Genomic DNA, 10711 nt, shown 5'->3' on the forward strand with positions numbered 1-10711 from the left:
GGGTTCGCGCTGATCACTTCTTGCCGACACCGAGCTCCTTGAGCTCGCCCAGCAAATCGCCCAGCACCTTCTTGGCATCACCAAACACCATGGAGGTGTTGCCCAGGTCGAACAGGTCGTTCTTGATGCCGGAGTAACCGGCGCTCATCCCCCGCTTGACAACAAACACGGTGCGGGCCTGCTGCACATCAAGCACGGGCATGCCGTAGAGGGGCGAATTGGGATCGTTCTTCGCCTGGGGATTGACCACATCATTGGCACCCAGCACCAACACCACATCGGTGGCAGGGAACTCGGGATTGATCACATCCATCTCCTTGAGCTGCTCATAGGGCACATCGGCCTCAGCAAGCAACACATTCATGTGACCCGGCATGCGACCAGCCACTGGGTGAATGGCGTAATCCACCTGGATACCGGCAGCCTCCAGTGAGCGCGTGACCTCCCGCAGGGTGTGCTGGGCCTGAGCCACGGCAAGGCCGTAACCGGGCACGATCACCACCCGCTCAGCAGCCTCCAGGGTGAGCGCACATTCCTCCACGCTGCAGCTGGTGATGTTGGTGTATTCACCACCACCGCCACCAGACGCCGCACTGGCACCCAGAGCACCACCGAAGAGCACCGACACGAGCGAGCGGTTCATGCCGTTGCACATCACCTGGGTGAGGATCAGGCCAGCGGCACCAACCATGGCGCCCGCCACGATCAGCAACTGGCTGCCCACCACGAAACCGGCAGCGGCAGCGGCCACACCGGAATAGCTGTTCAGCAGCGAAATCACCACGGGCATATCGGCACCGCCGATGGGCAGGGTGACGCCAATGCCCAGCAAACCGGAGGCCACCACCAGAAGCCACAGCCCCTGGGTGCCATTTCCATCCGTGATCAGCTTGATAGCGGCCACAAGAGAGGCCACAGCAAGAGCGATGTTGACCACGTGACGGGCCTTGCTCTGCATCCAGGCGGGCGTCGACAGCCAGCCCTGGAGCTTGGCCATGGCCACGATCGAGCCCGTGAAGGTGATCGCACCAACGAACACGGAAATCACGATGGACACCACGGCCACCAGTCCCGCGGCCTCGAGCTGCAGCGGGAAGAAGGCGGCGGCGAGGGCCACCAGCAGCGACGACATGCCGCCGCAGCCGTTGAACAGCGCCACGGTTTCCGGCATGGACGTCATCGGAACCCGCTGCGCCGTGATGGCACCGAGAACGCCACCGATCAGCGTGCCGATGATGATCCACGTCCAGGCAGCAGCAGAAATCCCTGATGTGCCCAGGTAGTTGATCAGAAGGCCAAGAACAGCCAGGGCCATCGCCACAGCGGCCAGCTGGTTGGCACTGCGGGCCGAGCGCACTTTCGACAGGCCCTTAATGCCCAGGGCGAGCAGCAAAACGGCAACCAGTTCAACGGCGTACTTGAGAAAATCCATCAGCGGTTCTCCTTGCGGGCGGGCTTACGGCTGAACATGGCCAGCATGCGATCGGTGACCAGGAAGCCCCCGATGACGTTGAAAAGGGCAAAACCCAAGGACACGGCGCCGAGAATCAGCAGCACCAGGTTGTCCCCGGAGCGGATGATCGCCGTGAGGGCGGCCAGCACGGTGATGCCTGAAATGGCATTGGCCCCACTCATCAGCGGGGTGTGCAGGGTGGGTGGCACCTTGCCGATCAGTTCCAATCCCAGAAGGCTGCCGAGCAGCAGCACCCAGAGGAACTCCACAAAGCTTGTTTCCATCAGTTGGCTCCTGGGGTGAGAACGTCGCTGCGGCGGATGGTGCCGTCCTGACTGATCAGGCAGCCGGCAATGAGCTCATCCTCGAGGTCGAGGCTGAGCTGACCATCCTTGAGGGTTGGCTGGAGCAGCGCCAGCAGATTTTTGGAGTAGAGGAAGCTGGCGTGGTTGGGTACAGAGCAGGGGAGGTCATTGGCACCGATCAACTTCACGCCCTTGCGATCCACGGTTTGGGAGGGCAGGGTGTCGGCGCAGTTGCCGCCCTGGGCAACAGCCAGATCCACCACCACAGCCCCAGGACGCATGCGATCGAGCATGTCTTCACTGATCAGCCGTGGTGCACGCCGACCAGGGACCTGGGCGGTGCAGATGGCCACATCGGCCTCGGAGAGTTGGTCGGACAGCTGCTGACGCTGGGCCGCGAGAAAGGCATCGGAGGCCTGTTTCGCATAACCACCCGACTCGGCAGGTTTGTCCTCCATCTCGGGAGGATCGATAAAGCGGGCGCCGAGAGATTCCACCTGCTCCTTCACCGCAGGACGGATATCGCTGACGTAGACCACAGCGCCCAGCCGGCGCGCTGTGGCGACGGCCTGGAGGCCGGCCACCCCTGCACCAAGCACGACAACGCGGGCGGGCTGAACCGTGCCCGCTGCGGTCATCAGCATCGGGAAATAGCGATCCAGCGCTGCAGACGCGAGCAACACCGACTTGTAACCAGCGATGTTGGCCTGTGACGACAAGGCATCGGCAGACTGAGCACGGCTGATGCGCGGCAACAGCTCAAGGGCCATGGCCGAGAGACCACAACGCTTCAGCGCTGCGTCGAGCTCGATATTGGCGTAAGGAGCCAGCAAGCCCACCACCAGCGCGCCGCGGCGCAAGCGGCCGAGATCGACAGGGGAAGGGGACTGGACGCACAGCAGCACATCGGCTTCTCCCCAGGCCTGACTGTCTCCTGGAGTCACCAACTGTGCGCCGGCCTCGGCGTAGGCCTCATCGAGAAAGCCGGACGTCTGTCCAGCTCCTCGCTCGAGCACCACCCGACAACCGAGAGCGATGAACTTCTTGACGGTTTCCGGTGAGGCCGCGACGCGGGTTTCCCCCACCGCTGTCTCCACCGGGATCAAAAGTATGGGCAAGATCGTGATGCCGCCGACCCAGGCGAGGTTAGGCCGTCGCCGGATTCCGCCTGGATCTTTTCTGAAGATGCTGATCAGCAGGGGCTGAGGATGGCTATGGAGAGGATCCTGCTTGCAACACCATGGGACTCACCGCGATCGAATGCCCAGACGGCGTCTGTCACAGCCATCACGGCGGGCATGCTGTTGAGCGCAACACCATGGAGAGGCTGCTGGCCGAGCATGGCCGTGAATGGTGCGAACGGCTGGCTGAACGCATCTACGAGATGTCTGTGGACACCTTTTCCCAGACCGTGATGCCCAGCCTGCATGCCGCCGGCTGGCAGCGACGCCACCTGGACTGGGAATTCAAGCTGAGCGAGCAGGATTCAGAACCTGACCGCACCCTCGTGGACGGGATCATCAACGCCACGGAAAGCTTTTTGCGCAGCAGTGAGGTGCACCGCCTGTTCATCCAGGAGCTGGTTCAGGGCACGTTTGATGAAGCCTCCGACGACCACCTGCGCAGCCAGGCCGTGCGCCAGCTGATCGATGAAGAGATTCTTGGCCTGCTGGAATCGCAACGAGAGCAGCTTCTTCAACGGCTGACCAGCCGTTTGCTGGAGCCCGCAGGAGGACGGACAGACCGTGCCCAACAAGCCGCAGAAGAAGGGCTTATGGAAGTGGAGCGGCTGCTCTGCAACCACACCGAATCGCTCTGAATCCAGAGGAATCGCACGAACGAGCGACAACGCAGGATCAGGAACTGAATGCCGTCAGAACAATGGCATCAGTTCCTGCTCAACCGACTGCGCCATGGGACGGCGGCCCTGTTGATGCAGCAGCCGGGCGCGAAGGATCAGTGGATCCAGATCGCAATCAAGGGGCCAGCAGCGCTCGAGAGTGCGCCTGGATTCAGGACCGGACATGGGCTTGTAGCGACGTCGGGCCATAGCGGAGAAGGGCGAAAACCCGAGGGCTGATGGTCGGAAGGTAAGGGTGGCGAAAGCGATTGGAATGGTTAGAAAGACCTATCTTTCAAATCCGCCATCACGACGCCGTCCTTTGCTCTCGGTGGCCTTGCACCCGGCCCCACGATCCGGCCCCGCCAGTGGCAGCAGCAACTGATCCAGCTGCTGCGCCGACGCCTGGATCCGGTTGCTTCAGGATCGCGGGATGTCCTGATCCATGCGGGGCCGGGTGCGGGGAAGACCCTCGGCGCCCTGCTGGCCTTCCAGGCGATGCAGGGGGAGGAACGTCTGCGCCGGGTGCTCGTGTTCTGTCACCGCACCTCAATCCTTGAGCAGTGGCAACGGGCCGCGCAACGCCTGGGACTGCGTCTGGAGCCCTGGAACGGCCCTGGCAGCGCCCCGCTCGAGGCCGATGGTTGGCTGGTGAGCTATCAGGGCGCTGGGCGGCAGGCTGAAGCGCTCAAGGCCGAGCTGGCCCTTTGGAGCGAAGGCGCCTATCTGGCAATCGCCGACGAAGCCCACCATCTCGGTGTGGAGCCGGAAGAACCGGATGGGCCGGTGTGGGGGCGCACATTTCTGGACCTGAGCCAGAGCGCACGGCTGCGGCTGGGGCTGACTGGAACCCCCTTCCGGGCCGACAACCTGGCGTTCTGCGCCGCCCGGAAAGTGCCAGTGGAAGAAGCCGGTGAGCGGATGGAGCAGATCCAACCGGATCTGAGTGTGGAGCCGCGGGAACTGATCGCTGCCGGCGATGTGCGACCGCTTGAATTTCGCTTCCAGGACGGATGGGTGGAACACAGCCAGGAGGGCCAACCCGATCGCGAGGTGTCGCCCTTGTCGTCTGAGCAGCGGGAGAGCTGGCGGGCACGCAACCTGCGCCGGGCCATCCGCCTGGCAGACAGCAGCAGCATCGCTTTGCAGCTGCTGCTGCGCGCCCGAACCCAGCTCGAGCGGGTTCGCCAGCACCATCCCCGGGCAGCGGGCCTTGTGATCGCTCGGGACATCGACCATGCCCGAACCATCACCACCCTTCTCGAGGAGCAGGGTGATCGGGTGGATCTGGTGCATTCCCAGGATCCAAGCGCCTCGGATCGACTCAACGGCTTTGAACGCGGGACTGCGGATTGGCTGGTGAGCATCGACATGTGCGCCGAAGGATTTGATGCTCCCCGCCTGAGGGTCGTGGCCTATCTGACGACCGTGGCCACCCGCAGCCGTTTCATCCAGGGCATCACCCGGGCCGTACGCCTCTGCGGGGAACGGGCCAGCCAAGAAGCGATTCCCCGCGACCCCTCATTCGTCTTCGCGCCTGCTGACCCCCTGTTGATGCAGTACGCACGCAACTGGTCGCTGTCTGAGCCCTATCGCATTGCGGCACCCACCCAATCAGATGCTTCTGAAGAGAGCGCGACCGGAGGGGCGTGGCGAGGGCCGAGCCTGCCCCTGGAAGCCGTTGGCGACGGCGCTGGTGCGGTGATCCGAATGCGAACCCCGGAATTGCCGAAGTTTTTGCAGCGCTGAAAACATCTTCTCGTAAAAAAAAATGCGACGGTCTGCAAATCCAGGCCTGATGGAGCCCCATCAGCATTCAGCCTGGGCACCATCTGGGAGACAGTTATGGACGCAGCTCTTGAACGTCGCGTCAGCGTTGCCACCTGCTGGGCAACAACCCGGATCGCAGTGCTCGACAGCGCTGAGCGCTACGAAGACAGCTATGCATTGACCCAGGAATTCCGGGAATGGATCCTCTGCATCGGCGAGCATCCGGAATTGCTTGAAGACTCGGTGATGAGCCTGAAGCAAACCAATGGAAAGCGTCGACTCCAGCGCGAAGACAACCCAGCAGAAGACACGCTCGAAATCTGAAGAAATCCTTAAATTAATGGCTTGCGTATCAACGGATTCCACCAATTACCGCTCCCATCGTTGAAACCACAGCCCAGGGGCACCCTCCAAGCGCGTACACTTAACTCATAGTCATTCCGCATTAGCCATGGCGGTCGAAAACCTGGTGATCGTGGGGTCAGGCCCTGCTGGGTACACCGCAGCGATTTATGCCGCCCGCGCCAACCTCAATCCGTTGCTGATCACGGGATTCCAGCGCGGTGGCATTCCCGGTGGACAGTTGATGACCACCACCCATGTGGAGAATTTCCCCGGGTTTCCCGATGGTGTGCTGGGCCCCGATCTGATGGATCTGATGAAGGCTCAGGCCGAACGCTGGGGAACGCGCCTGCTTGAGGCTGACGCAGACCAAATCGATCTGAGCCAGAGGCCTTACCGAATCGAAGCCGACGGAGACACGATCGAAACCCAGGCTCTGATCATCGCCACCGGCGCGAGCGCCAACCGCCTGAGTCTCCCCAACGAAGAACGCTTCTGGAGCCAGGGAATCAGCGCCTGCGCCATCTGCGATGGCGCCACCCCCCAGTTCCGCAACGAACAGTTGGCTGTGGTGGGCGGCGGTGATTCCGCCTGTGAAGAAGCTGTCTATCTCACGAAGTACGGCAGCCACGTGCACCTGCTCGTGCGCTCCGACCGTTTGCGCGCCAGCGCGGCCATGGCCGACCGCGTGCAGGCCAACCCCCAGATCACCGTGCACTGGCACACCCAGGTGGCCGACGCTGAGGGCGACGAATGGCTCAGTGGGCTGAGGCTCCATCGCCGGGACAGCGGCCTGGAAGAGCATCTTCCGGTGAGGGGGATGTTCTACGCCATCGGTCACACGCCGAACACCGAGTTGGTGCGTGATCAGCTGCAGTGCGATGGCACCGGTTATTTGATCACCCAACCCGGGCGCCCAGAAACGTCAAAAGAGGGCGTGTTCGCGGCAGGGGATGTGGCGGATGCGGAGTGGCGCCAAGGCATCACCGCTGCCGGCAGCGGTTGCCAGGCGGCCCTGGCTGCCGAGCGCTGGCTCAGCCACAACGACCTCGCCCAATTGGTGAAGCGTGATCAAGCCGAGCCGGCCAAGGCGGACACACCCACAGCCACAGCCGAAACGACGGAATCCAGCTACGACCCCGATGCGCTCTGGCAGAAGGGAAGTTACGCCCTCAGGAAGCTCTACCACGACAGCGAGCGACCGCTTCTGGTGGTTTACACATCCCCGAGCTGCGGCCCCTGCCACGTGCTGAAGCCCCAGCTCAAGCGTGTGCTCAACGAACTGGGAGGCCGCGCCCAAGGCATTGAAATCGACATCGAAGCCGACCAGGCCATTGCCGAGCAAGCCGGCGTCAATGGCACGCCAACCGTGCAGCTCTTCTACAACAAAGAGCTCAAGCAGCAATGGCGGGGAGTGAAACAACGCAGCGAGTTCATGGCCACGATTCGCTCACTGCTGCCTGAGAGCTGAGGCTCAACGGCGGCGAGGGCCCCCGGGGCGATTGCCACCGGGACGACCACCGGGTGCGCCGGCATTGCGTTCCCGGTAAGTGATCCGACCTCGGGTGAGGTCGTAGGGACTGATCTCCACCAACACCTTGTCACCGGCGAGCAGTTTGATTCTGAATTTGGTGAGCTTGCCGGCTGCACGGCAAAGGCATTGGTGACCTGCGGGCTGCTCGAGGGTGACCAGGTAGAACCCGTTGCCCTGCTCTTTTTCAATCACTCCCGAGGTTTCAATCATGCGCCGGACTACATCTGAATCAAGAATGACTTGATTTTAGAAGGCCATCGGCGCTGGCTTCAGTCACAGCAGCACACCCCCGTCCCTAGGGTCAGCCTCTCCGCATCAAGGCCCATGATCCTGCCCCCGCTGTCGATGGACCTGGGCCTGCTGATGATTTCGATCGGAGCTGTCAATCTGTGGCGGGCACGACAAAAATCCACCTAACCTTCGAGAAAAGCGCTCAAGTCCGTGTCCGAGTCAGCCCTGATTGCCTTTGCATCCCTGGTGCAGTCTGATTCCCAGGTGAGAGAGCAGGTGAGACAAGCCCCAAGCCCTCAGCACGTGGTGGATCTGGCCAAGGAGCAGGGTCACGAGTTCACCCAGGCCACCATGATGAAAATGCAGGCTGAAAAGATGAAGCACCTGCACGACGACCATCTGAACGACGCGTCCAGCTGGGGAGAGGCCCTGCTTCTCTGCTTTGGAGGTCATTCCTGACCCTGCTGCTGCACAAGCCGTTCGGGGTTCTCAGCCAATTCACCCGGGAGCCAGGAAGCCGCTGTGGCTGCTTGGCCGACTGGGTTGACGTGCCGAGTGTGTACGCAGCCGGCCGGCTGGATGCCGACAGTGAAGGGTTGCTGATCCTCACCGAGAACGGGCGCCTGCAACAACGGCTGACCGATCCCCGTTTCGGCCACTGGCGAACCTATTGGGTGCAGGTTGAAGGAGTTGCGGACCAAGGTCACCTGGCTGCGCTGGAACAGGGGGTGGTGATCAAAGGCCAACGCACCCGGCCGGCCCGTGCGACCAGCCTTGATTCCAGCTTCTGGTGTGATCTACCGGAGCGGACACCCCCCATCCGCGAGCGACGCACCATCCCCACCTCCTGGCTGAGCATCAGCCTCCGCGAGGGCCGCAACCGTCAAATCAGACGGATGACGGCGGCCGTGGGCCTGCCGACCCTGCGTTTGATACGCCGCAGTATCGATTTAATGGACGGGGGCCCGCCTCTCAGCCTTGAGGGCCTGGCTCCCGGTCAATGGAGACCCGTCAACTCCGCGGAAGAGGAGCGGCTGAAGGCTCTGCTCAAGACCCAGGGAGCACGCCGGTGAGGGTGACCGCCCGGAACTCAATCCCCTCCACCACCCGCCAGGGCGTGTCGGATCGATCGGCGTAGCCAACCTGCTCAAAACCGAGGGCACGGAAGTCGGCCAGGAAAGCTTCTTCCAGCCAGGCACCACTGATGCAACCGCTCCAGAGCTCAGGATCCTGCTGAAGGCTCAGCGGCACAGGGCGATCACACACGATGTCACTGATGGCCACACGCCCCCCCGGACGCAACACCCGGCGAATGTTGTCCATCAGCGTGACCCGGGCCGAGGGGTTCACCAGATTGAGCACACAGTTGCTCAACACCACATCCACACTGGCGGATGCAATCAAAGGTGAGCCTGATGCCGTTGCAGCATCCAAGGCTTCGATCGCACCTTTCACAAAGCGCACGTTCGCGAATCCGATGCGGTTGGCCACCACCGGCGCTGCCGCACGGGAGAGGGCCAGCATGTCGTCGTTGCGATCCACGCCGATCACCGAGCCGTTTTCACCCACCACCTGGGAGCAGATGAACGCGTTCTTGCCGCTGCCGCTTCCAAGATCCAGCACATCGTCGCCGATCTGCACCCATCGGGTGGGGTCGCCGCAGCCATAGTCGCGCTCCACGACATCGGCAGGGATCACCTTCAACAGCGAAGCATCAAAGGCGACCGGGGTGCAGAGGCAGGCTTCCTGTTGATGGGCTGCGGCTCCGTAGCGCGATTCAACAGCCTGGGTCTGATCCAAAGACGGTCCACAACATTGGTCAGCCATCAACCCAGGACCTCCTGCAGCTCTCGTGCGGTCATCCATTGACCGTAGTAGTAATTGGCGCTAGCTCGGCGGTCGCTGTCTTCAAGGCCATCAAAGGCATCGAACCCCAAGGTGCGCCAGAGCTCATGACCGCACGTGCGCGTGAGCTCGGTTTCTGCCTCACGGCAGAGATTGTCGAGCCGTCGCTGCAGATTCTTGACTTGGGCAACCGACATAAACCAAAAACAGAGCGGGCGGGACCCGACATTAACGAAAACCAGTACAAATCAACCACTCGCCAACAACGGTGATCATCAGAACGGCAGCTTTTTCTTGGCGTCTTTGTCAAGATCTGCCTCCATGGCACGCAAACGCTTGAGGATCGTGTCGTAGTACTCCCGGATGTACGCCTCCAAACCGGTGACCTCCGAAGCATCGATGCCGAAATGGGAATAGGTGGACTCCATTGGTGCGTCGAGGGCTCCGCCGCCACCGGTGACTTCAGCAAACGCCAAACGCTCTGCCACGTTCACCGCAGGCTCGAAGAAGGAACAGGCACCTTCGGTCAATCGCATCAACACGGGGGGCACCCGAAACACCCGGGCCGACTTCCCTGAAGCCAGCTCGCAGAGCTGAACCACCTCGCCTGTATTCCAGGCTTTCGGACCAACCACCGGAAAACTGCCGCGCACCGTTTCCGGATGATCCAGAGCAGCAACCGCAAAGCGGGCCATGTCCTGGGTGTTCATGTAGGCAATCGGCGTGGGACTACCGCTCACCCACACGGTCTGGCTTTCCAGCACCGGAATGGCGAACTGGCTGATCACCCCCTGCATGAAGGCAGCACCCTGGAGGATGGTGTAGTCGAGGTCTGATTCCTTCAGCAGCGTCTCGGTGCAGTACTTGATGTCCATCAAGGGAACATCACGATGCTTCTCCGCGCCCAGCAGGGAGAGGAACACAAACCGCTTCACACCTGCACGTTCGCAAGCTCTGAGCAGGTTGAGCTTGCCCTCCCAGTCGGTGACGTAAATGCTCTGGGGATCGTTGGGGCGGCTGGTGGCCGCATCGATCACCGCATCGACGCCTTCGAGGGCGTAATCGAGGCTGGCCGGCTCGAGCAGATCACCGCGGGTGAGCTCACACCCCCACTCCTGCAGAAACGGGGCTTTGCGCGGCGATCGCACCATGCAGCGCACATCGTGCCCTTCATCCAAGGCCCGACGGGCAATCTGCCTGCCCAGAGTTCCCGTTCCACCAACCACCAGAACCTGCATGGGGCTCGCTCTTCCAAGGCAGGAGCCTAAGGGGCGTCCAACCTTGTTTGAGGATCAGTCCTTCTGAAGCTTCAAGAGCAGGGCACCACCGGCCAGTCCTACAGGAATCAGCACCCAGAACACCGCTGCAATACCGAAGATCTCCGAAGCCAT

The 10711-nt window shown here is 62.0% G+C and carries 15 protein-coding genes; 6 read left to right on the top strand and 9 right to left on the bottom strand.

Annotated elements, in window-relative coordinates; all coding sequences use genetic code 11:
• Positions 1-13: 13 nt before the first annotated feature.
• Genes SynBMKMC1_RS08875 through SynBMKMC1_RS08885 form a run of 3 tightly spaced genes read right to left on the bottom strand, consistent with a single transcriptional unit; the run spans position 14 to position 2876 of the window.
• Positions 14-1432 (bottom strand): NAD(P)(+) transhydrogenase (Re/Si-specific) subunit beta, encoded by a 1419-nt coding sequence (locus tag SynBMKMC1_RS08875; protein ID WP_011933528.1) that lies wholly within the window; start codon positions 1430-1432, stop codon positions 14-16.
• Positions 1432-1737: an NAD(P) transhydrogenase subunit alpha gene (locus SynBMKMC1_RS08880; protein ID WP_006041802.1), complete on the bottom strand. Its 306-nt coding sequence runs from the start codon at positions 1735-1737 to the stop codon at positions 1432-1434. The genes SynBMKMC1_RS08875 and SynBMKMC1_RS08880 overlap by 1 nt, the downstream gene beginning before the upstream one ends.
• Positions 1737-2876, bottom strand: a complete 1140-nt coding sequence (locus SynBMKMC1_RS08885; protein ID WP_186471466.1) for a Re/Si-specific NAD(P)(+) transhydrogenase subunit alpha — start codon at positions 2874-2876, stop codon at positions 1737-1739. Before SynBMKMC1_RS08885 ends, SynBMKMC1_RS08880 begins: the two co-directional genes overlap by 1 nt.
• Before the next feature lie 122 nt (positions 2877-2998).
• Here SynBMKMC1_RS08885 and SynBMKMC1_RS08890 point away from each other — a divergent pair, with 122 nt between their 5' ends.
• Positions 2999-3577: an EF-1 guanine nucleotide exchange domain-containing protein gene (locus tag SynBMKMC1_RS08890; RefSeq protein ID WP_186471467.1), complete on the top strand. Its 579-nt coding sequence runs from the start codon at positions 2999-3001 to the stop codon at positions 3575-3577.
• A gap of 54 nt (positions 3578-3631) precedes the next feature.
• On the opposite strand, the gene SynBMKMC1_RS08895 is transcribed toward SynBMKMC1_RS08890, so the two are convergent.
• Positions 3632-3808: a hypothetical protein gene (locus tag SynBMKMC1_RS08895; RefSeq protein WP_186471468.1), complete on the bottom strand. Its 177-nt coding sequence runs from the start codon at positions 3806-3808 to the stop codon at positions 3632-3634.
• Positions 3809-3988: 180 nt separating this feature from the next.
• On the opposite strand from SynBMKMC1_RS08895, the gene SynBMKMC1_RS08900 reads away from it, so the two are divergent.
• The 3 genes from SynBMKMC1_RS08900 to trxB all read left to right on the top strand — a co-directional run bounded on the left by SynBMKMC1_RS08900 (position 3989) and on the right by trxB (position 7181).
• Positions 3989-5347, top strand: coding sequence for a DEAD/DEAH box helicase (locus SynBMKMC1_RS08900; RefSeq protein ID WP_255486392.1), 1359 nt, complete (start codon positions 3989-3991; stop codon positions 5345-5347).
• A 96-nt stretch (positions 5348-5443) separates the two neighbouring features.
• A complete protein-coding gene (locus SynBMKMC1_RS08905) occupies positions 5444-5692 on the top strand; it encodes a hypothetical protein (protein ID WP_186471469.1) in 249 nt (82 codons plus the stop codon).
• Positions 5693-5819: 127 nt separating this feature from the next.
• Positions 5820-7181 carry a thioredoxin-disulfide reductase gene (gene trxB / locus SynBMKMC1_RS08910; protein ID WP_186471470.1) on the top strand — a complete coding sequence of 454 codons (1362 nt, stop codon included), beginning with the start codon at positions 5820-5822 and terminating at the stop codon, positions 7179-7181.
• 3 nt (positions 7182-7184) lie between these two features.
• Here trxB and infA read toward each other — a convergent pair whose 3' ends face one another.
• Positions 7185-7454 carry a translation initiation factor IF-1 gene (infA, locus tag SynBMKMC1_RS08915; protein ID WP_006041809.1) on the bottom strand — a complete coding sequence of 90 codons (270 nt, stop codon included), beginning with the start codon at positions 7452-7454 and terminating at the stop codon, positions 7185-7187.
• Positions 7455-7685: 231 nt separating this feature from the next.
• Between infA and SynBMKMC1_RS08920 the strand changes: the two genes are divergently transcribed.
• A complete protein-coding gene (locus SynBMKMC1_RS08920; protein WP_011933535.1) occupies positions 7686-7934 on the top strand; it encodes a Nif11-like leader peptide family natural product precursor in 249 nt (82 codons plus the stop codon).
• Entirely contained in the window at positions 7892-8548 is a 657-nt protein-coding gene (locus tag SynBMKMC1_RS08925) for a pseudouridine synthase (protein ID WP_370593954.1), read from the top strand. The genes SynBMKMC1_RS08920 and SynBMKMC1_RS08925 overlap by 43 nt, the downstream gene beginning before the upstream one ends.
• On the opposite strand, the gene SynBMKMC1_RS08930 is transcribed toward SynBMKMC1_RS08925, so the two are convergent.
• The 4 genes from SynBMKMC1_RS08930 to petM all read right to left on the bottom strand — a co-directional run bounded on the left by SynBMKMC1_RS08930 (position 8523) and on the right by petM (position 10711).
• Complete coding sequence (locus SynBMKMC1_RS08930) at positions 8523-9302, bottom strand: methyltransferase domain-containing protein (protein ID WP_186471471.1); 780 nt, start codon at positions 9300-9302, stop codon at positions 8523-8525. The genes SynBMKMC1_RS08925 and SynBMKMC1_RS08930 overlap by 26 nt on opposite strands.
• A complete protein-coding gene (locus tag SynBMKMC1_RS08935; protein ID WP_011933538.1) occupies positions 9302-9517 on the bottom strand; it encodes a hypothetical protein in 216 nt (71 codons plus the stop codon). Before SynBMKMC1_RS08935 ends, SynBMKMC1_RS08930 begins: the two co-directional genes overlap by 1 nt.
• Before the next feature lie 78 nt (positions 9518-9595).
• Complete coding sequence (locus SynBMKMC1_RS08940) at positions 9596-10558, bottom strand: NAD(P)H-binding protein (protein ID WP_011933539.1); 963 nt, start codon at positions 10556-10558, stop codon at positions 9596-9598.
• A 54-nt stretch (positions 10559-10612) separates the two neighbouring features.
• Positions 10613-10711 carry a cytochrome b6-f complex subunit PetM gene (gene petM / locus SynBMKMC1_RS08945; RefSeq protein ID WP_011933540.1) on the bottom strand — a complete coding sequence of 33 codons (99 nt, stop codon included), beginning with the start codon at positions 10709-10711 and terminating at the stop codon, positions 10613-10615.

Source organism: Synechococcus sp. BMK-MC-1, assembly GCF_014279955.1.
Classification (GTDB): domain Bacteria; phylum Cyanobacteriota; class Cyanobacteriia; order PCC-6307; family Cyanobiaceae; genus Synechococcus_C.

Coding starts and splice junctions, on each gene's coding strand:
- SynBMKMC1_RS08930 (WP_186471471.1), bottom strand. CDS start 9,302: ATGGCTGACCAATGTTGTGGACCGTCTTTGGATCAGACCCAGGCTGTT.
- SynBMKMC1_RS08890 (WP_186471467.1), top strand. CDS start 2,999: ATGGGACTCACCGCGATCGAATGCCCAGACGGCGTCTGTCACAGCCAT.
- trxB (WP_186471470.1), top strand. CDS start 5,820: ATGGCGGTCGAAAACCTGGTGATCGTGGGGTCAGGCCCTGCTGGGTAC.
- infA (WP_006041809.1), bottom strand. CDS start 7,454: ATGATTGAAACCTCGGGAGTGATTGAAAAAGAGCAGGGCAACGGGTTC.
- SynBMKMC1_RS08905 (WP_186471469.1), top strand. CDS start 5,444: ATGGACGCAGCTCTTGAACGTCGCGTCAGCGTTGCCACCTGCTGGGCA.
- SynBMKMC1_RS08940 (WP_011933539.1), bottom strand. CDS start 10,558: ATGCAGGTTCTGGTGGTTGGTGGAACGGGAACTCTGGGCAGGCAGATT.
- petM (WP_011933540.1), bottom strand. CDS start 10,711: ATGGCTTCGGAGATCTTCGGTATTGCAGCGGTGTTCTGGGTGCTGATT.
- SynBMKMC1_RS08895 (WP_186471468.1), bottom strand. CDS start 3,808: ATGGCCCGACGTCGCTACAAGCCCATGTCCGGTCCTGAATCCAGGCGC.
- SynBMKMC1_RS08875 (WP_011933528.1), bottom strand. CDS start 1,432: ATGGATTTTCTCAAGTACGCCGTTGAACTGGTTGCCGTTTTGCTGCTC.
- SynBMKMC1_RS08880 (WP_006041802.1), bottom strand. CDS start 1,737: ATGGAAACAAGCTTTGTGGAGTTCCTCTGGGTGCTGCTGCTCGGCAGC.
- SynBMKMC1_RS08935 (WP_011933538.1), bottom strand. CDS start 9,517: ATGTCGGTTGCCCAAGTCAAGAATCTGCAGCGACGGCTCGACAATCTC.